Origin of the sequence: Oryzibacillus soli (assembly GCF_051594765.1) — a bacterium.
GTDB lineage: Bacteria > Bacillota > Bacilli > Paenibacillales > NBRC-103111 > Paenibacillus_AR.
Genome location: NZ_JBPPGJ010000017.1, coordinates 99,366 through 118,895, shown reverse-complemented (window position 1 = coordinate 118,895; position 19,530 = coordinate 99,366). Strand labels below are relative to the sequence as shown.

Here is a 19,530-nt window from a genome sequence, read left to right as displayed (position 1 = left end):
GACTCTTTCATTGGGCAGTGCCGTCCTTCGGCAGCTCCTTCAAAAAAGCGCGCAGCCCCTCCCGCCAATGGGGAAGCTCCTGAAAACCGTTGGTCCGGATCGCTGCCGCTCCCAGCACCGAGTAAGCGGGTCTTGGTGCCGGACGGGGGAATTCCCCGGTCGAGCAGGGCGCCAGCTCCACCTGAAGCCCCCGCTCCTCGAAGATGGCGCGCGCGAACTCATACCAGGTGCAGCTGCCGCCTCCGGTTGCGTGATAGATGCCGTAACGTTCCGTTTCGATCAGCCGGACCAGGAACCGGCTCAGGTCCACCGTATACGTCGGGCTGCCGGTCTGGTCGTCCACCACCTTCAGGGGCTTGCCGGTTGCGGCCAGCTTCAGCATGGTCTTGACGAAGTTGTCTCCGTGAACGCCGTAGACCCAGGACGTTCGAACAATAAACCATCGGCTGCACAACGAGGACACCAGCCGCTCACCTGCCAGCTTGGACTTGCCGTAGACGCTCCTGGGTGCGGCCAGATCATATTCGCCATACGGCTCCGCAGCCGACCCGTCGAATACATAATCCGTGCTGATATAGCAGCATCTGGCGCCGATGCGCTCGCAGGCCACCGCCATATTCCGGCTGCCTGCCGCGTTCACGCGGTACGCCTCGTCGACATCGGTCTCGGCCCGGTCCACCGCCGTATAAGCCGCCGCATGGATGACAGCCTCCGGCCGGAGCCGTTCCAGAACTTCGATGCATGACGCCTCATCGGTAATATCCAGCTCCGCCCGGTCCACGCCGATCCCCTCGTGGCCGGCCTCCGCACATACCCGCATCACGTCCTGCCCCAACTGGCCGCCCGCCCCCGTGATCAGCACTCTCATGGGGCTTCTCCCCCGGCTGCGCCTGGAGACTTCGCCCCGGCCGACCCTGAGGCGCCGTCCGCCCCACCGAATCCGTTGCCCGAACGATAAGCCCCCGTCCGAATCCGCTCCAGCCATTCCGGATGGTCCGCGTACCACCGGATGGTGCTTTTGATCCCTTCCTCGAAGCTGTGGGCCGGATTCCACCCCAGATCATTGCTGATCTTCGAAGCGTCAATACCGTACCTCCGGTCATGCCCCGGGCGGTCCTTCACGTGCCGGATCAAGCGATCCGGCACGCCCAGCTCCTGCAGGATGGTCCGGACCACCTGCAGATTGGTTTTTTCATTGTTGCCTCCAATGTTGTAGACCTCTCCGTCCCGCCCCCGGTGAAGCACCAGATCCACGGCACTGCAATGGTCTTCCACATAGAGCCAGTCCCGCACATGCAGGCCGTCCCCGTAGACCGGCAGATGCTCGCCCTTGACCGCTTTGGAGATCATCAGCGGGATTAATTTCTCGGGAAATTGATACGGGCCGTAATTATTGGAACAACGCGTGATGTTGACGGGCAGTCCGAAGGTTTCGTAATAGGCGCGGGCTAAGAGGTCCGCACCTGCCTTGCTGGCGGAATAGGGACTGTTGGGAGCAAGCGGAGTTTCCTCCGTGAACAGGCCCGTCGGTCCCAGCGTCCCGTACACCTCGTCCGTGGACACCTGAACGAACCTCTTCACGCCGTATTGCTTGGCGGCTTCCAGGAGAACCTGGGTTCCCACCACGTTGGTCCTGACGAACAGGCCGGGATCCGAGATGCTCCGGTCCACATGGGATTCCGCTGCAAAATGTACCACCGCTTCCACACCATACTCCCGGAACAGCCGATCCACCAGCTCCCGGTCCGTGATGTCCCCTTGAACGGGAATGTATCCCGGCACCTCTGCCAAGTCCGCCACATTATCCGGATTGCCCGCATAGGTCAGAGCATCCAGATTGATTACCCGGTAATCGGGATGATGCTTCAGCACATAGCGGACATAGTTGCTGCCGATGAAGCCGGCTCCCCCGGTAACCAGCACCTTCATGAGCCTGCCTCCTTCCATACAAAATGAATTTCCGCCTGCGACAAGGGCGGATGCTTCCCATCCTTCTCCGACAGCACGGGCTGCGGGAACGGCCAATCGATGGCCAACGCCGGGTCGTTCCATGCAATCCCCCGGTCCAGCTCGGGCCGGTACGGAGCGTCCACCTTGTACAGCACCTCCGTATCGGGAACCAGCGTGCAGAAGCCATGGGCGAAGCCCTTCGGAACCAGCAGCTGGCGGAAGTTCCGCGAGGTCAGAATATAGCCCTGCCAACAGCCGTACGTGGGCGATCCGGTACGGATATCCACCACCACATCATAGATGGCGCCTGCGATCACCCTGACCAGCTTGGTCTGGGCTGCCGGCTCCAGCTGGTAATGAAGCCCCCGGATCGTACCGGGCTCCCGGGAATACGAATGATTGTCTTGGAGGAAGTCGGTCTGACCGGAATCTCCCTCCTTGTAGCTTTCTAAGAAAAAGCCTCTCTCGTCCCCATATACCTTCGGCTCGATCAGCCTAACTCCTTCTATCGGCACAACCGACCTCATGCCGCACCGCCCTTTCCCCTATTGTGGTGTACAGCGGCCTGATAGGTCCGCTCCAACCCCTGTTCCAGCGGTATATGTGGAGACCAGCCCAATAACGCTTCGGCACGCTCATAAGATAGGCAGCTGTGCCGGATATCCCCCGGTCTGGAAGGCTCGCGCTGTAGTTGAACCGGCTGGCCATGGATGGAGGTCAGCAGCTCCGCCAGCCGGTTCACCGTGGTGGCCCGGGAGGTGCCGATCTGCACCGTTTCTCCCGCCCCTCCCGCCTCATAAGCCCGAAGGTTGGCCTCCGCCACATCCTCCACGTAGATGAAATCCCGCGTTTGTTCCCCATCGCCGTAGATGACGAGAGGCTCGCCTTGCAACAAGCGGTTCGTAAACAAGGCCACGACGCCACCTTCCCCTTTGGCAGTTTGGCGCGGGCCATACACATTGGCATATCGAAGCACCGAGCAGGGCAGGCCGAACAGCCGGTGGAACATACGCACGTATTCCTCCCCTGCCAGCTTGGACAGCCCGTAGAAGGAAATCGGCGATGTCCCGTCCTCCTCCAGGGACACCTCCCTGCCGTGGTCCCCGTACACGCCTGATGTGGAGGAGAAGATCAGCTTGCTTCCCCCCGCTTCCCGGCAGGCCTCCAAGAGGCGCACCGTTCCCAGCAGATTCACCCCGGCGTCCCGGGATGGGCTCCGGAGCGAGGTCTGCACATCCGCTTGGGCGGCCAGATGGAAGACGGCGTCCGGACGCAGGCGGACGATGAGCTGCCCGGCCTCCGGACTTGCGATGTCGCATTCATGGAACGATGCTTCCGAATTCACCCGCTCCCGGGTGCCGGTGGTCAGCGAATCGATCACATGGACCTTCCAGCCTTGCCGGATCAGGAGATCCGTCAGATGAGAGCCGATGAAGCCCGCTCCCCCCGTCACTACGCCTAGGTTAGCCAACCTGATTCCTCCTCTTGCCACATAATCCGGTACAATATCCTACGTCCGCCGGTCCGGCTTGGAACCGGACGAACGCCCCTTTCAATGGTGAATTGGGAAGCAGCGGAGCCTCTTCGTCCACGCAGACCGGAGCGCCCCCGCATATCCTGAAGATGAGCCCTGACCACGGAGCATGCCGTTAACCCGGCGCTGACCGGCGTATCGGGCAACGTACCAGGAGGAGGTGTTCATCCTGCGCATTACCATACCGTTTCTGACCCTGTGCAAAGGAGGGGGACAGCGGCTCGTCGTGGAGCTGACAGACCGCTTGGTGGACCGCGGCCATGACGTGACCATCCTGATGCCGTCTCTCGGTGCCGTCGAATATCCCATTCGCTCCCGGCTGGTCCGCACCGCGCACACCGTCCTCCGCCAAGAGGATTTCCCTTATGCCGACGTCATTCTTTCCAACTTTCATCTTACGGTCCCCCCTTCCGCGTTAGCCAGCGCCATGGGCAAGGGGAAGCATGTGCGGCTTTCCATGTGCTATGAGCCGATGTTTTTGGAGGGGCAATACTTATCCTTCCCTACCTACCACGCCACTCCCCATATCATCGCCTTGTCTGAATACCAGAAGAGCATCATCGGCTTGACCCACGGCATCGAAGCCCACACGATACCGGTGGGGGTCAGCGAAGGATTCCATAACATGCGCTTCCGCCATCCCCACGATCCTCTGCAGATTACGGCCATCGTCCGGAAGCCGGAGGGAGGCTTCACCTGGCACCGGCAGCAGGACTATCTGCTGGAGCAGCTGCATATCGTCCGGCAGCACTGTCCGGGGGTGGAGTTCAACCTGATTTGCCCGCCGCAGGAGTTCTACGATTCTCCGGAGCTTCAGGCCGTCAAGGCCACAGGCCTCTACCGCTTCTACACGCCGGCCGATGACCGGGAGTTATGCTACCACTACAACCAAGCTGACATCTATGTGGCGGCATCCGCCTTCGAAGCGGCGCCGCTGCCGGTGCTGGAGTCGATGAAATGCGGGGCCGCTCTCGTGACCGTATACTCGGGCGGCAATATGGAGTACTGCCGCCACGAGGTCAACTGCCTGATGAGCTACCGGTATGAAGACCGGCTGGCGGCCGATATAATCCGCCTGGTCCGCGATCCTGCTCTGCGGGACCGGCTCGCCGCTGCCGGTGAGGCCGAGGCGTCCCGCTGGAGCTGGGACCGGAGCACCGACCGGCTGGAGCAGATCCTGAAGAAGATCGTAGGGTAAGAAGGTTCTTGGCATTTGCCGGAAGGGCATGTATAATTTCCCCATACGATGACGAAGAACGTCCCGGAGGCTTCCAGCGAAGCGCCGGGACGTATTTTTTTGTGGGAGGCGTTCTGGGAACATGTCATTTGAAGAAGCGCATACGGCATTTCTTGTGAAACACACGGAGGTGAGCACCGGGGAACGGAAAAGACGCCTGCAGCAGGCGAATCTGCACGCAGAGACTCTTTTCTTGAAGCAGGTTTGGTGGCCACTGGTGGGAGACCTGAATCACCTGCATCCGGAGCATGAGGTTTTGGACTGGCGCGGACGCTCCTATTATGCCGATTTCGCCTGGCTTCCCGGCTATGTCAAGCTGCTGGTGGAGATCAAGGGGTATGCCAGCCACGTCCGGGATATGGACCGGCACAAATATTGCCACGAGCTCAATCGTGAAACCTTCCTCCACGGGATCGGATACCAGGTGATCTCCTTCGCTTATGATGACGTGAAGGAAAGGCCGGAGCTCTGTATGACTCTCCTTCGCATGGTCCTAAGCCGATACCGGCCCAGGCCATCCGCAAATTCCCGGCTGCTGCTGGCGGAGGAGGAGGTTCTGCGTTTCGCATGTGCGCTGGCGCGCCCCATCCGTCCTGTCGATCTGGCGGAGCACCTGGATATCAGCGGCAAGTCGGCGTCTCAGTTGTTGATGCGCCTGGGGGATAAAGGATGGTTCACACCGGTCACCGGCACCGGCGGCATACGCAAGGTCGCTTATCGGCTGGTCGTGAACGTTACGGATGTTTTCCCGTAAACGGCCGGCGCCGAATGGGAATGGTGTGATTTTAGTGAAAAAACCTCCGCTATTTGGGCCGGTGTCTCTGATGATCGGACCGATAAACGAAAAAACTCCGCTATTCCGGCACATTTGGGGCATGACCCCATGATTGTGCGAAATTAGTGGAGTTTTTTTCGTTATTTCACAATTTGGCGGCTTCATAGAGCGAAATAACGTCGCTTATTCCTTTATTCAGGCGAGGTGCATAGCTCCGTCCACTGGCACGCTCCATTGGCACGCTCCATTGGCGCGTTCCACCGGTACGCTCCACTGGCACGCTCCATTGGCGCGTTCCACCGGTACGCTCCACCGGTACGCTCCGACGACGCGCAGCACCATCCGGCTGCGCTTCCGGCAGGCGTCAGCCGCCGTACTCGACGCCCAGCTCCGCCAGCATCCGCAGGAAGTGCTCCCGGTACCGCTCCAGGGTGAAGCCCTCCTGCACCTTCCGGAGCGCACGGGATAGGATGCTCTCCCGCAGAGCGGCGTCGTGCATAAGCATCCGCGCTTCGAATACGGCGGCCTCCACGTTGCCGATGGGGTAGAACTTGCCCGTCTCGTTATGGGTGACGAAGATCCGGACACCGTCAGAGTCGGTGGCCAGCACCGGGCAGCGGCAGCTCATGGCTTCGAGTACGGCGTAGGGCGCCGCCTCGATCTTCGAGGTGGAGATCAGCAGTCCGCCGGACCGCCCGATGCGGGAGTACACCTCCGGCATCTCCGCATGCTTCACATTGGAGCGGATGGTCAGATAAGGCTGCAGCCCCAGCGCCGGGACCAGCTCCATGAAGGCCGCCCGGTCCTCCGGCACGGACAGCGAGTCGTCCACGAACATCCACAGCTCGCCGATCAGACCCGCATGGACCAGCCGGGCTCCGATGGCGAGCAGCTCCCGCCAGTTCTTGTTGTCCTCCAGCCGGCCCACCCAACCGAGAATGGGACGGGCAGGCGGCTCCACCGCCAAGGGCCGGAACACCTTCACATCCAACGGCGTATGGAAGCAGTAATGCCGCAGTCCCGGATAATACATCCGGAAGTATTCCGCCAGGTGGGGCGTCGGCGGGTAGAACACCGCATCGATCCGGCCGTTCAGATAACCCATGGCATGGGCCAGCGCCTCCTGCGCCTTCTCCTTCGCCCCGTAGCCGAAGCCCTGCGCCTCGAAGATGATCCGCCCCCCATACCCGAAGCCACGGAGCTTGGGTACGATGTAATAGTTGCAGGTCACCACGATGGCGTCATACGCCTCGCGGGCCAAGAGCTCCGACACGTCCTGATCCCGGTCCGTGACATAGGTCGGAATGTTCCGGATATTCTCCAGCCCGAACCCGTTCTGAAGATACAGCTGATGGCATTCGACGCCTGCAGCCTGAAGAGCTTGGCACCGCATCCGGTTCAGCGTCTCCATCCCGCCGCTCGGCGTGTAATAGACGAACAAGAGCTTCATTCCCGCTCCACTCCCCCCGGTGCCGGACTCAAGCCGGAAACTCCTTATACGCGATGATGGCATCGGTTCGGGGATGCTCGGCACCGAAGGCTTTGACGAAGGAGGGATTCTCCGGGCCGTGAAGCCCCTTCAGCACAATCACCGTATACCCCATCCGATCGAATTCCTCCGGCGTCCAGCCGCTGCGGTGGGTCTGGTAATACTCCCCGTTCATGTTGTAATAGTCATAGCCATCCTGGGGAAAATACCCGCTCGGCGTAAACACCACCACCCGGTTAACTGCAATGACCTCGGCCTGCCGAAGCAGCTCCAGCCCTTCCTTCTTGGTCACGTGCTCGATCACATCGGCGATCAGCACGGAGGATACCGTCTTCGGCAGCAGCACCTTTTCCATCTTCAAGGCGTCCATGTGCAGCGGGATGATGTGGGGGGACCGGTTGGTCCGGTTCTCCAGATAGGGCCGGTGAGCCTCCAGCGCAAGGATAAGCGGCACCTGAAAATCCCCCGAGATCCGGCACACCCCGGCTCCCACATCCAGCATGCTCGCGGAGCGGTGGTCGATCAGCCGCTTCATCATGCCCATATGGTCATGGTCATTGGTCTCGTAGATCACGCCTTATCCCCCCAACTCCTTGATGTGATGCATCATCTGCCATGCCCATTTCCCCTTGGTCCGCTCCGCCTCCGCCATAATCGTCGGAAGGTGCCGATGGGTCCCCATCCCGCTGTGGACCCTATATTTGATCAGGTTCTCGTTGACAAAGTGGAAATCCACTTTGGACAGGATCACCCGGAACCACAGGTCGTAATCGTGGGTGTACGGCAGCCCTTCGTCAAACAGGCCCAGCTCCAGCATCAGATGGCGGCTGGCTACCACCGTACAGCCGTTTACCGGGTTGCCCGTCAAGAACGTCCGGTAGAACTCAATGGCCGTCGGGAATTTCAAGCCCACGCAGCTTCCCGTCACCTGGCCATGCTCGTTCATGATGTCATAATCGGAGAAGGAGATCCGCGCCCGGTTCAGGATCATGTAAGCCATCTGATGGGCCAGCTTCCACGGATAGAACATATCGTCCGAGCTGAGCCACGCCACATAATCTCCTGTAGCTGCCCGGATTCCGGCGTTCAGTGCGCTGGCCGTTCCTCCGTTGCCCTTCTCCAGGAAATGAACCTTCGGATGGCTCAGATACGGGATCAGAAGCTCATTGTAGCTGTGGGAGCCGTCGCTCACGATGATGATCTCCGTGTTGGGATAGGTCTGGTCCAACGCGCTCTGAATGGCATTCGGGACATAGGGGTCGCAATAAAAAGGGATGATGATGGAAACCTTGGGTATCATTCTTCTTCTCCTCCTGTTCTTCGGAAATACTCCAGCACATCCCGCAGCGACTGCTCGAAGGGAATCACCGGCCGCCAACCCAGGCGCAGCACCGTACGCATGGCAATCGGCTTCGGCTCGGGTCCGCCGCCGCTTCCGCCGATCACCACCGGCAGCTCTCTGCCGGTAATGCTGCGGTACGTCTCCAGCACCTCGCCCAGCGTCCGGTATACGCCCGAGCCGAAGCGGTACAGCTCCCCGGGGGCACCCTGCTCGAGAATGGCCCCGTATGCGGCGCAGGCATCCCGGACATCCAGGTAATCCCGCTTCTCCATCACCGAAGACAGCCGGAACGGGTCCCGGTCCGCCCCCGCCTCCCACCGGACGATCTTGCGGGCCAACAGCCCGCAGATGCCGTTGGTCGGTCCGGGTCCGATCAGGTTGGAGGGCTCCGCCGCCATGACCCGCAGGTCGAAGAGATGGGCCCAGGATCGGGCCAGCAGCACTTGGACCGTCTTGCTCAAGGAATAAGGGTGGGGCGGTACCGGAGACGGTCCCGGCGTGAAGCTCAGCATGGAGCCCACCACCAGGATCCCGCCCGTTACTCCCGCTTCCCGGGAAGCCTCCAGCACGTGAAGCGTGCCCTGCACATTAGCGTTCCAATATTCGGCGGGAAAGCGTCTGGATTCCGGCACCGAATTGCGTCCGGCCAAGTGAAGAATGGAATCCGGCTTCACCCGTTCCATGAGCGCCTTGACGCCTGGATAATCCATCAGATCACAGACCTCGATCCGGAGACGGTTCATGGCGTCCGCCTCCGCCACCCCCGTCCCCGCGCTCCTTCCCGCCCCTCCGGTCAATTCCGGGGCAAGAACGGCCGCCAGCCTCTCCGGCTCCTTGCGGACCACCGCCGTCACCCGGTAGCCCATGCCGAGAAAGTGCCGGCAGGCATGAAGACCGGTGAAGCCTCCGGCCCCGGTGATCAGGACGGAGGGGGCCGTCATGCCCGCTCCATCCAATCCCGCATCTCCCGGATCATCTGCGGATAACCCGGGACCTCCACCTGAAAGTCCGTCCGGGTATTCCGCAGCGTCCGGTCCTGGACGAAGCCGTCGTACGGCTCCACGGTCACGTCATGCTTGCCGAAGACCTCCTGGAAGAGGAGCAGGAGATCGTGCTTGCTGATCTTCTCCGGTGCGGTCAGATGGATCAGCCCCGTCACGTTCATCTTCAGCAGCTCGTGAACGGACCGCGCCAGCTGTACGGTCGTCACCCCGTTCCACATGGCCGCCGTATACCCCTGCACGGTGCCCTGCTGCTTCATGAACCAATCGAATAAACCCATGCCGTTGGGCCGGATTTCCGGACCGATGATGGAGGTCCGCACGGTCAGATGGTTGTCGCTGCGCACCTCGCCGATGGCCTTGGTCCGGGCGTATGCCGAATCCCCGTCCGGCGGATCCTGCTCCGTGTAATCCCCTTTGCTGCCGGAGAAGACGCAATCGGTGCTGATGTGCACCAGCTTGCCTCCGACGGCATCCAGCTTCTTCCGGAGCTGGTGGGGAAGCAGGCCATTGATTTGCACGGCCTCCCGCTCCCGCTTGACGGCATCCTGGTTCAGGATGCCGATGCCATTCACAACCACGTCCGGCCGTACCACGTCGATGATGCTCTCCGCCATCCCGGGCAGCGAGGCATCCAGGTAGATCGCATTCGGATCGCTCCGGTCCCGGGAGGTATAGAACACCCCGAAGCCCGGCTGCTCCCGGAAGTAGCGGACCATGACGTGCCCGGCCATCCCATTCCCGCCTAAGATGAGTATTCTCATGGCAAAAACCGTCCTTTGACCAGAAGCTCCCGGATCTCCGCCTTGGACATCAAGCCGTCGCTCGAGACGTAGAGCGGCTTCGTCACCTTGGGATACTTCGCATAGGCCTCCTTCAGTCCCGGGATGTCGATGGTCGGCAGGATCACCAGATACTCATGGTCGTATTGGACCGTATTGGCGCTCTCGTACTCCGAATAGAGGATCTCGTGGATCTTCTCCCCCGGCCGGACGCCCAGCTCCTTCACCCGGATATCCTTGGCGCCCAGCTCCTCGGCCAACACGTCGGCCAGGTCCATGATCTTGCAGGTCGGCATCACCATGACGAAGATCTCGCCGCCCACGGCTTCCTCGGAGGCCTTGAAGAGAAGCGTAATGGCATCCTGGATCGTCAGGAAGAAGCGCGTCATCTCCAGATCCGTAATGCCGATCTCCTGGTTTTCCATGATCTGCTTGACGAAGAGATGGATGACGCTGCCGTTGGTTCCAAGCACATTCCCGCCCCGCACTGTGATGAACTTCGTGTCTGTCCGCAGCTGGTTCGCCTGCACGATCAGCTTCTCGCCGATGGCCTTCGTCATGCCATAGAAGTTGGACGGGTTGGCCGCTTTGTCCGTGGAGATGTAGATGCACTTCTCCACCTTATTTTCGATGGCCGCTTCGATGACATTCTGGGTGCCCGTCACATTGGTCTTGAGCGCTTCGAGCGGCTGCTCCTCGCAGACCGGCACGTGCTTCAGCGCTGCCAGATGATAGACGTAATGCATGCCGGCGCAGGCATCCTTCAGCGCTTCCTTATCCCGGATATCGCCGATGACGAACTTCAACCGCTTGTCGTCAAAATGGCGCTTCATCGCCACCTGGCCCGACTCGTTCCGGGAATACACCACCACTTCCTCCGGTTCCTTCTCCAGCAGCTGCTTCACCAGCTCATGGCCCCAGGAGCCGGTTCCACCTGTAATCAAGATCCGTTTGCCCTTAAACATCATTCCGCCTCCTTATCGATTTCAGCTTGTTGGATCAGCCCCATGAGAGGGTGCCGCACAAATATTTCACGACCTTCCTGGACACATCCGTGTCCGTATAGCCTTCCGGGAACCTCCAGTCTCTCGGCAGCGCCGTCATGGTCCGGACCGCCGCCGCAATACGCTCCGCATCCAGCCCCGACACCACATTGCTCCCGCAGTCCACCGTTTCCGGGCGCTCCGTGGTGGTCCGGACGGTTACGGCCGGAACCCGGAACAGGCAGCATTCCTCCTGGACCGTTCCGCTGTCGGTCAGCACGCAGTACGCGTCCTTCTCCAGCGCCACGAAGTCGAAGAAGCCGAAGGGTTCATGGAAGGTGATCAGGGGATGGAGCTTGAAGTCTCCCAGCTTCTCCATCCGGGACTTGGTCCTGGGGTGAAGGCTTGCCACCAAGGGCAGCCCATGCTGCTCGGCGACCAGGTTGAGCCCCTGCAGAATCTCCCGCAGATGGGCGGGATGATCCACATTTTCGGCCCGGTGGACCGTCACTAGGAAGTACTTGCCCTTCGTAAGGCCCAAGCGCTCGTGGATCCGGCTGGCCCCAATCTGCTCCGAATAATGGGTCAGCACCTCGTGGATCGGATTGCCGGTCAGCACGATCCGCTGGACCGGAATTCCCTCGCGAAGCAGATTCTGCTTGCTCTGGGGCGTGTAGGGCATATTGATGCTGGAGATGTGGTCGATGACCCGGCGATTCTTCTCCTCCGGCACCTTCCAGTCGAAGCAGCGGTTGCCCGCTTCCATGTGCACCACCGGAATGCCCATCCGCTCCGCCAGAACGGCAGCCAGCGCACTGTTGGTATCGCCCAGCACCAGCACCTTATCCGGCTGCTTCTCCTGAAGAATGCGCTCCAGTTGGCTGTACATCACCGACAGCTGCTCCCCCAGGGTGCGCTGCTCCTGGCTCAGCACTACATCCGGCTGGCGGATCCCCAGCTCGGAGAAGAAGATGCCGCTTAGCGAGGGCACATAATTTTGGCCCGTATGCACGAGGGTGTGCTCCTCCGCATGGCGGTCCAGCAGAGCGATGATGAGCGACAGCCGGATGATCTCGGGCCTGGTGCCCAGTACCGTTACGATTTTCATACCGTTTCTTCACCTCTTCTGCTCGTAGTCTCAGCCATAGATCGGTACCCCCGTCGGAAAAGCCTGCAGCTCCGCGTCATCCACATGACGGACCTGATGCCAGCCGAACCCGTTGCCGTAGAAGCCCGCTTCGTTGGCGAAGGGCCGCTTCGTCCGGTTCTGGATCAGGAAGACGGCGGGAGTTGCGGTTCCCTTGACGAGAGACCCTTCCGGATAGCCGGACCGGGTCGCCGCATAGACCTGCTCCTTGAAGACCAGACCGGGCTCCATGGCCTGCAGCAGGTTCCCCAGCCGGGACCGGTAAGCCCCCAGGCCGAACATCTCATGGACGGCCAGCTGGCAGGAGGCTCCCTCCGCCCGGCAGTTGTTCAGATCCCGGGACAGGTAATGGACGATGGAGGCCAGCCCGGATATATCCCCCGGCTCCGCCAGCAGGTGGGACTTGCCGATGTTGCCCAGCACTTCTCCCAGCGCACCGGACTTGTAGGCCGCCACCGGCTTGCCGAAGATCATGCCCTCGAGAGCCGTCATGCCGAAGCCCTCCCGGATCAGGCTGGGTACGGTCATGATGTCCAATGCCGGATACAGCGTCTCGATCCGGCTCCCGAAGGGCTCCAGGATGAACCGGGCGGCATAGCCGGACAGATGGATGTTACGTACGCACCGTTCATAGAAGTCAGGCTCCGTCGGATTGCCGGCGATGAGAAAATGAACCCGGGGCAGCGATTGGCATACCCCGACGGCCATGGAGATGAAATGCTCAAGCCCCTTGTGCGGAACCAGGTCCGAGGCCAGGAAGCCGACCAGCGCATCCTCCTCCGAGAGACCGTACAGAGCCCGCTTGTGCTGCCGATTCCCCGCCCATGTGTGCGGCTGCAGCTCCTCCTGACGCCAGGAGGGATAACACAGGTAGAGCTTCTGGGCCAGCCCCTGCCGATGGAACGGTCCCAGTGTCGTATGGGAGATTCCCATGATCCAGTCGGAATACCGGTGGAGGATCTCGACGGTGGCCGGCGTATGGACCGTCTCGCAGATGGTTTCCGTCACGGTCCACAGCACCGGTACGCCCAGCCGCTTGGCAGCGGCAGCCGGCACCAGATTGACGCAGGTATGGGAGAGCACCAGCTGGGGCCGGTGCATATGGATCAGATTCATCACGCTGCCGATGTGCTCCGATTGCAGCAGGGATGCCGCTTCGGCAGCCGTTCCCGCCTCGCAGGACCAGAGAGACCAAGCCAACGGATACGGATGGACGATCACGCTGCGGCAGCTTCCCCGGGCCTCCCGGGCCAGCATGCCTTCATTCGGAACCACCAGGATGCAATCTAAGCTCGCCGACAGCTCCCGGATCAGGAACAGGAGGAGCTTCTCCGCTCCGGTCATATGATTGCTGTTGCATATGTGGGCAAACAGCATGGCAGTTGTTCTGGACACGGTACGCCGGTCCCCCCTTCGAATCGCTTTACGTTTACGCAGCCGCATTGCCGGCAGCGACCCCCTGGGCGAACCCCGCGTTGAACCCCTCATTGTAGGCCTCATCATAGCCCCGGTTGTATTCCGCCTGATAGCCGGGCGGCTTTCTTCTCGCCACGACCGCTCCGGTCCGGCCGCCCGACTTGCGCTTGAGCTTCGGCCTCCGTCCCGTCTTGCGGTGCTTCAGCCGCTTGGCCGAATGAAGCTTCTTCTGCCGGTTTTTCCCGGACTTGGCTTTGACACGGGCCTTCAGGGTTTTGCCGGAGGGCCGCTTGTGCTTAGAGCCGGATTTCTTGGCTTTCATTCTCCATCACCTCCTTATCAGGAATAGATCGCAGCCAGCATGGTATGAACTCTCCGGAAGTACGTATGGTCGGTCAGGGTCCGACGCAAGCCCCGGAGAGCAATCTCCCGCCGCTCCTCCTCATGGGTCAGGTAGTACTCAACCTTGGCCAGGAAATCCCCCGGAGAGTTGAAGGTAACGATCTCCACACCGGGCACATACCATTGAGGAAGGTCCAGCCGTTCGTCCGTCAGCTGGAAGGCGCCGCTGCCGGCAATCTCGAAGGTCCGCGGATTAACCGAAACGGCGGATATCTTGCGGCTGTTCATGTTGTAGGAATCGTCATCATGGGACCTATGCATATTGATGACAATACGAGAGCCGTGGTAGTGCCTGGAGGTCTCATCGGGCGGATACCATACCCCAAGACGTATATGGTCGGCGAGCATCCGGTAGGTTCCCAGCCGATCCCACCATAATCCGGACAGCATCAGGTTCCGCCCTGCCAGCGATGGGCCCACCTGGTCGAAAAAAGCGATCCGGTTCCAGTAGCCGGAGCCGATGAAGCTGACATCCTTCCGGTATCCGGTATGGATGTGCTGGGGCCGGAAGACGGTATGGTGCACGCCCAAGGGCAAATAGTGAACCCGGGGGCAGCCCAGCGACTGATAGAACGGGACGCAGTTCAACTCCAGTGTAAAGACGTCGTCGTAATGCGGCGCCAGCTTGTCGGTCACGTCCGTGTAGTAGGGATCATCGGTGAACCATACGGCGGTCCGGATCCCTCTGGCCCGGATCGCCGCGACCTGGTCCGGCTGAAATTCCATTCCCTCCATGGCGATTACCAGGTCCGGCTTCACCTGATCGACCAGAGCCACCACGTTGGTCTTCGGACTGGTCGAGACGAATTCCCGTACATTGGCTGCGAATGCCTCCGCTACGGCCGCGTCCAGCGGGGAATAGGGCAATCCTTTGCCGGAGGTGACGAACAACAGCCGGATATCCCAGATCGGGCCGGGGAGCACTGGGGTCTGGGCCACGATCGCCTGGCAGCGGCCCAGGTAGTAGCCGTGGCCGAAGCCGGTCTGGAAGCCCGCTTCCCGGCCGGCCACCCAACCGGCGCTTGGGGCGGTGCGAACGGCCCGGACCGCAGCTTTTTTCCGTTTCATGGTATTCCTCCTCACGATGGTTTTCTTCATCATCCGCGAGCCTCCAGCACAGTCTGAAGGAGCGTATCCAGCCGTCCCCGGTAGGTGTGCTCCCGAAGCGTGCGCTCCAGCCCCTTGAGAGCAATGGCGCTGCGGTGTTCCTCATGTTCCAGATAGTAGTGGATCTTGCCCGCCAGCTCCTCCGGGGTTGCGTACGTTTCGATCTCCTCGCCCGGGGTGTAGAAGCGGATCAGATCCGGCCGGACATCCGTCATCTGCAGAGTGCCGCAGGCGTTGATCTCGTAGGTTCTCGGATTGATGGAGAGGGCCGGCAAGAGGGCTGCATTCCGGTTATGCTCTCCGTTGTCCGGGGAACGGTGCAGATTCACCACAATCTTGGCCCCGTTGTAGTAGCTGCTGGTGTCGGCCAGCGGCGTGCCTTCCAGACGGATATGCTCCGCCCAATGGGGGTAGTCCTTAAGGCGGTTCCACAGCCCGCCGGAGAGGAACACCGATCTGCCCTTCAAGAGCGGCAGAAGGCGGTCGAAGAAATCCACCCGGTTCCAGAAGGCGGTGCCGATGAACACCACGTCCCGCTTGTATTCCGATCCGACCAGCCTGGGATAGAACACATTTCTTCCCGCCGCCAAGGGCAGGTAGTACACCCGCGGAACGCCCAGGCTCTGGTAGAAGGGAACGCAGGACAGCTCATGGGTGAACACATAGTCATAATGTAGCGCGATGGATCGGGTCACATCCGTGAAGTACGGATCGTCCGCAAACCATACGGCCGTCGGTATGCCGGCCAGCCGGAGTACCGCCGCCATCTCCGGCGGAAAGGCGTGTACGCCGTTCAACACCAGTACCAGATCGGGAGCCAGCTCCAAAAACCGCTCCAACGGCAGCCCTTCGGGGGGGATTGGGGTGACCCGGCTCACCAAACCCTGCAGCGCATCAAGAATGCCCTCATTCAGTCCGATGAGGCCCTCCTGCACATAGGCCACGTGCATGTCGTACTTAATGGCGGGGGGCTCGAACGTATCCGCCAGAATGCGCTGGCACCTTCCGGCATGGAGCCCGTGGCGCCACCCCGCCGTGAATCCGTCCGTCCGCCCTTCTTCATATGCGCCGGTCATGGCTGCACCTCCTTAATCATCCGGGTCACCGAGCAGCAGCTCCGACGCCTCATGCAAGGATTCGAAGGTACCGGCATCCTTCCACCAGCCCTCCAGCATGTCATAGTCCAGCTTGCTTGCCGCTGCCATCAGGTTGTTCACATCCGTGATCTCCAGTTCGCCCCGGGCGGAGGGCTTAATCTGCCGGACGGCTTCGAATACGGTATAGTCGTAGAGATATATACCGGTCACGGCATAGCTGGAACGGGGAGCCTCCGGCTTTTCCTCGATACACTTCAGCACTTCTCCGTCGAAGACCGGCACCCCGTATCGCCGGGGATCCTGAACCTCCTTCAACAGAACCATGGCATGGCCCGGAGAGGCTTGGAATTTACGAATGTACGGCGCAAGCTCCGACTCGAACAGATTGTCGCCCAAGAGCACCACACAGGCCTCTCCCGGCCGGATGAAATCCTCCGCTAGGCCCAGGGCTTGAGCGATCCCGCCGGCATCGTCCTGAATGCCGTAGGTGAGACGAACGTTCCATTCGCTGCCGCTCCCCAGGAGCTGCATGAACAGTCCGGCGGATGCCCGGCCCGTAATGATGCGGATATCCCGAATCCCCGCTCGTTCCAGCTTCCGCACGTTGTGCAGGATCATCGGAAGCCGGCCGACGGGGAGCAGGTGCTTGTTGATGTAACGGGTCAACGGATCCAGCCGGGTTCCCTTGCCGCCGGCTATCAGTATCCCTTTCACACTTCTCTGCCTCCTCTACCCTTCGATGAATTGCTGGGGATCGATGCCCCATTTCTCCATGAATTTCCTGTGGTTGTCCGTGACTAGCTGGAAGACCTCCTCCGGCATCCGCTTCTTGAAGCTGGCACTGCCGTGATGGTGGACGTATGTGTCGCCGGCCAGCATCAGCTTGTAGCCTGCCAACCGGGCCCGGTAGCAGTAATCGTCGTCTTCGTAATGCCCGGGCGAGAATCTCTCGTCCAAGAACCCGATCCGGTCCATCAGCTCCCTCTTAAAGAGGAAGCAGAGTCCGACCAGCCGATTCACCTCGCGCCATGAAGCGGGATCCGGCACGTTCTGGGCCTCGGCGGAGCCGAAAAATTGCGGAGCTCCCTCATATGAGGGGGCCTTCATCTGCACGCCGCTGGCGTAGTTGGTGTAGGGCCCGACAATGCCGATCTCCTGCGAACTGTCCAGGCAAGCCAGCATGTTGGGCAGCCAGCCTTTGGACACCAGCACGTCATTGTTCATCAGGAGCAGCGCCTCCCCTCCCCCCATCTTCAGGCCCAGGTTGCAGGCGACGGGGAAGCCCATATTGCGGGCGAAGGAGGCGAAGACCAGCCTTTCGCGGATGCAGTACTCCAGCGTGCCGTCCGTCGAGCCGTTGTCCACGACGATGATCTCATACGGAGCATCCGTATGGGCCCGGATGGCCTCGACGCACTCTGACAACAGCGGAAGACCGTTGTAGGTCGGTATCACAATGCTCGTTTTCCTCATGTCGCACTCCCCTCCCGGACAGCCGACCTGTTGCGGATTCCATCAGGATAAGCCAGCCGGCCTCCCCTTGCAGCCATCACCGCGTGGAGCGCCTCCAGGTGATCCCCCATAATGAGCTCGGAGACAGGATTCATCCTTCCCGTGTTGGTGCTTCGCTTCGCATTGGAGGCGAACACATTGCATCCGGCGGGAGCGCAGATCTTCAACCCCTGCATGAGGGCGTAAGCCTGGGCTAACGGAGGGACGGCCAGCCGTTCCGGTCCGATGATCCCGATGGCTCTGCGGGACAGAGCGTGGGGCACTGCCGTCATGGAGTTGGCCATCAGGTCCGGACGGCCCAAGGCCCGGTTCAGGAATTCCTTGGCGATGGTTACGGTATCCCGCTTGCGGAAGCTGCCCAGGAACGGGGTCAGGTCATTGAGCGCCACATCCTGCCCGCGGGCGATGGCGCGGATGAAGGGCAAGAGCCGCTTGGCCGGCAGGACGATGTCTCCATCAAGGAACAGCACGATGTCCCCTCGTGCCACCCGGGCCCCGGCCGCCCGGACCACGTCATGGCCCAGCGCCTCCGGGTAATGAAGCATCAGCGGTCCGGACGGATGGCGTCTGACCTGCTCCCAGGTGGCGTCCGTCGAGCCATTGACGACCACGACGATCTCCTGGAAGGGAAGCTTCATCAGCTGGTCGAGCACGCTGCCGATCCTCCCTGCTTCGTTCATGGCTGTAACCACCGCCGACACGCCGAGGCGGGTACCGAAAGGATTCGCGCCCCATGATGGAAGGCGGGACTTCTTCGGAATCGGGCCGGATTTGCGCTTTTTCTTCCCGATGCCCTGCTTCCTGCGATTCGCTTGGAGGCGGGAGCCTGCGGCTCGTTTCACTCTTCCCGGCGCGCGGTCCATGGGGACACCACCTCCCTCTTGCGTCCCAGATCCGTCCGAAGCGCCCGGGGTCCTGTCCGTTTCAGGAGCCATTCCAAGGCCTCCAGATGATCGCCGACTATCAGATGCTCCAAGGGATCCTTCCCAAGAACCTTGCGCCTGCGCTTGGAGGGGTTGCTGCGGCCTACCTCGACGTACCGGACCGGCTCCACCCGGAGCCCCAGGAACACCGCGATCGCATGGGCCTTGGGCGGAACCGACAAGAACTCGGGACCGATCACCTCCAAGGCACGCCGGTTGATGGCGTGGGGAACGGCCGTCATGGACACCCCGCCCAAGCCCGGTGCGGACAGGAAGGCGTTCAGCGCATGTTTCGCCAGCACCACGGAATGCACGTGATTCCGATCCTTCGGTCCTTCATAACGGTTCAACGCGATGTCGGCGCCCCGCTCCAGCGCTTGGATGAAGGGCTTCAGTCGGGCACCCGGAATGACGATGTCCGCGTCCGTGAACAACAGATATTTCCCTCGGGCGTGAAGAGCGCCGATGCTCCGTCCCACATCGTGGCCCAGCGGCTCCGGCACGGCGATGACCCGAGCGCCCACCGCCTCCGCAATCTCACGGGTACCGTCCGTCGAGCCGTTGGCGACGACCAGCACCTCCGTGTCCGGGTGCACCTTCCGGCATTCCCGGATCACGGCACCGATGGTGGTTCTCTCATTCATGGCCGGCACGATGACGGACACGACAGGCTCCTCCGAGTTGCGGATCGGCGGACCGTGACGGGACGGAGGCCTGGGACGTGCCGGGCTCTTGCTGCGCCTCCGCTTCACGGAGGGGCTTGCTTTCTTGCCCAATTGAATCACCTCCGGTTATCTTGGTCTCCTTGTCATACTATGTTGCGGCTCCCTTGC

At 61.2% G+C, this 19,530-nt stretch carries 22 protein-coding genes; 2 read left to right on the top strand and 20 right to left on the bottom strand.

The annotated features are described in order from the left end of the window. Window positions 1–7: 7 nt before the first annotated feature. The 4 genes from rfbD to ACSEXW_RS21500 are packed head-to-tail and all read right to left on the bottom strand — an operon-like array spanning window position 8 to window position 3,421. The gene (rfbD, locus tag ACSEXW_RS21515; RefSeq protein WP_438448233.1) at window positions 8–868 is read right to left on the bottom strand and encodes a dTDP-4-dehydrorhamnose reductase; all 861 of its coding nucleotides are present in this window, start codon (window positions 866–868) and stop codon (window positions 8–10) included. Beyond that, entirely contained in the window at window positions 865–1,929 is a 1,065-nt protein-coding gene (gene rfbB, locus ACSEXW_RS21510) for a dTDP-glucose 4,6-dehydratase (RefSeq protein ID WP_438448232.1), read from the bottom strand. The genes rfbD and rfbB overlap by 4 nt, the downstream gene beginning before the upstream one ends. Next, window positions 1,926–2,465: a dTDP-4-dehydrorhamnose 3,5-epimerase gene (rfbC, locus tag ACSEXW_RS21505; protein WP_438448231.1), complete on the bottom strand. Its 540-nt coding sequence runs from the start codon at window positions 2,463–2,465 to the stop codon at window positions 1,926–1,928. Before rfbC ends, rfbB begins: the two co-directional genes overlap by 4 nt. 8 nt (window positions 2,466–2,473) lie before the next feature. After that, a complete protein-coding gene (locus tag ACSEXW_RS21500; RefSeq protein WP_438448230.1) occupies window positions 2,474–3,421 on the bottom strand; it encodes an NAD-dependent epimerase/dehydratase family protein in 948 nt (315 codons plus the stop codon). A gap of 223 nt (window positions 3,422–3,644) precedes the next feature. On the opposite strand from ACSEXW_RS21500, the gene ACSEXW_RS21495 reads away from it, so the two are divergent. Both ACSEXW_RS21495 and ACSEXW_RS21490 read left to right on the top strand, forming a co-directional pair. Continuing rightward, window positions 3,645–4,682 carry a glycosyltransferase family 4 protein gene (locus tag ACSEXW_RS21495; RefSeq protein WP_438448229.1) on the top strand — a complete coding sequence of 346 codons (1,038 nt, stop codon included), beginning with the start codon at window positions 3,645–3,647 and terminating at the stop codon, window positions 4,680–4,682. Between the two features lie 121 nt (window positions 4,683–4,803). Then, window positions 4,804–5,475: a helix-turn-helix domain-containing protein gene (locus tag ACSEXW_RS21490; RefSeq protein ID WP_438448228.1), complete on the top strand. Its 672-nt coding sequence runs from the start codon at window positions 4,804–4,806 to the stop codon at window positions 5,473–5,475. Between the two features lie 216 nt (window positions 5,476–5,691). Here ACSEXW_RS21490 and ACSEXW_RS21485 read toward each other — a convergent pair whose 3' ends face one another. From ACSEXW_RS21485 to ACSEXW_RS21410, 16 genes are read right to left on the bottom strand one after another with little or no spacing between them, the layout of a single operon-like run. Further along, window positions 5,692–5,838 carry a hypothetical protein gene (locus tag ACSEXW_RS21485; RefSeq protein WP_438448227.1) on the bottom strand — a complete coding sequence of 49 codons (147 nt, stop codon included), beginning with the start codon at window positions 5,836–5,838 and terminating at the stop codon, window positions 5,692–5,694. A 22-nt stretch (window positions 5,839–5,860) separates the two neighbouring features. Further along, entirely contained in the window at window positions 5,861–6,946 is a 1,086-nt protein-coding gene (locus ACSEXW_RS21480; protein WP_438448226.1) for a glycosyltransferase family 4 protein, read from the bottom strand. A gap of 28 nt (window positions 6,947–6,974) precedes the next feature. After that, a complete protein-coding gene (locus ACSEXW_RS21475) occupies window positions 6,975–7,559 on the bottom strand; it encodes a hypothetical protein (protein WP_438448225.1) in 585 nt (194 codons plus the stop codon). 3 nt (window positions 7,560–7,562) lie between these two features. Continuing rightward, a complete protein-coding gene (locus ACSEXW_RS21470) occupies window positions 7,563–8,285 on the bottom strand; it encodes a glycosyltransferase (RefSeq protein ID WP_438448224.1) in 723 nt (240 codons plus the stop codon). Further along, window positions 8,282–9,283 carry an NAD-dependent epimerase/dehydratase family protein gene (locus ACSEXW_RS21465; RefSeq protein WP_438448223.1) on the bottom strand — a complete coding sequence of 334 codons (1,002 nt, stop codon included), beginning with the start codon at window positions 9,281–9,283 and terminating at the stop codon, window positions 8,282–8,284. Before ACSEXW_RS21465 ends, ACSEXW_RS21470 begins: the two co-directional genes overlap by 4 nt. Further along, a complete protein-coding gene (locus tag ACSEXW_RS21460) occupies window positions 9,265–10,092 on the bottom strand; it encodes a dTDP-4-dehydrorhamnose reductase family protein (RefSeq protein ID WP_438448222.1) in 828 nt (275 codons plus the stop codon). The genes ACSEXW_RS21465 and ACSEXW_RS21460 overlap by 19 nt, the downstream gene beginning before the upstream one ends. After that, window positions 10,089–11,075 carry a polysaccharide biosynthesis protein gene (locus ACSEXW_RS21455; RefSeq protein WP_438448221.1) on the bottom strand — a complete coding sequence of 329 codons (987 nt, stop codon included), beginning with the start codon at window positions 11,073–11,075 and terminating at the stop codon, window positions 10,089–10,091. The genes ACSEXW_RS21460 and ACSEXW_RS21455 overlap by 4 nt, the downstream gene beginning before the upstream one ends. Before the next feature lie 34 nt (window positions 11,076–11,109). After that, on the bottom strand, window positions 11,110–12,201 hold the full coding sequence (gene wecB / locus ACSEXW_RS21450) for a non-hydrolyzing UDP-N-acetylglucosamine 2-epimerase (protein ID WP_438448220.1): 1,092 nt from the start codon (window positions 12,199–12,201) through the stop codon (window positions 11,110–11,112). Between the two features lie 30 nt (window positions 12,202–12,231). Continuing rightward, a complete protein-coding gene (locus ACSEXW_RS21445) occupies window positions 12,232–13,635 on the bottom strand; it encodes a glycosyltransferase family 4 protein (protein WP_438448219.1) in 1,404 nt (467 codons plus the stop codon). Between the two features lie 34 nt (window positions 13,636–13,669). Further along, entirely contained in the window at window positions 13,670–13,978 is a 309-nt protein-coding gene (locus ACSEXW_RS21440) for a hypothetical protein (protein WP_438448218.1), read from the bottom strand. A 17-nt stretch (window positions 13,979–13,995) separates the two neighbouring features. Continuing rightward, a complete protein-coding gene (locus ACSEXW_RS21435; protein WP_438448217.1) occupies window positions 13,996–15,126 on the bottom strand; it encodes a CgeB family protein in 1,131 nt (376 codons plus the stop codon). A 29-nt stretch (window positions 15,127–15,155) separates the two neighbouring features. Further along, window positions 15,156–16,241 (bottom strand): CgeB family protein, encoded by a 1,086-nt coding sequence (locus tag ACSEXW_RS21430; RefSeq protein WP_438448216.1) that lies wholly within the window; start codon window positions 16,239–16,241, stop codon window positions 15,156–15,158. A 12-nt stretch (window positions 16,242–16,253) separates the two neighbouring features. Further along, a complete protein-coding gene (locus ACSEXW_RS21425) occupies window positions 16,254–16,976 on the bottom strand; it encodes a sugar phosphate nucleotidyltransferase (protein WP_438448215.1) in 723 nt (240 codons plus the stop codon). Between the two features lie 15 nt (window positions 16,977–16,991). Continuing rightward, complete coding sequence (locus ACSEXW_RS21420) at window positions 16,992–17,735, bottom strand: glycosyltransferase family 2 protein (RefSeq protein WP_438448214.1); 744 nt, start codon at window positions 17,733–17,735, stop codon at window positions 16,992–16,994. After that, complete coding sequence (locus ACSEXW_RS21415) at window positions 17,732–18,637, bottom strand: glycosyltransferase family 2 protein (protein ID WP_438448213.1); 906 nt, start codon at window positions 18,635–18,637, stop codon at window positions 17,732–17,734. The genes ACSEXW_RS21420 and ACSEXW_RS21415 overlap by 4 nt, the downstream gene beginning before the upstream one ends. Then, complete coding sequence (locus tag ACSEXW_RS21410) at window positions 18,613–19,482, bottom strand: glycosyltransferase family 2 protein (protein WP_438448212.1); 870 nt, start codon at window positions 19,480–19,482, stop codon at window positions 18,613–18,615. The genes ACSEXW_RS21415 and ACSEXW_RS21410 overlap by 25 nt, the downstream gene beginning before the upstream one ends. Between the last annotated feature and the right edge of the window lie 48 nt (window positions 19,483–19,530).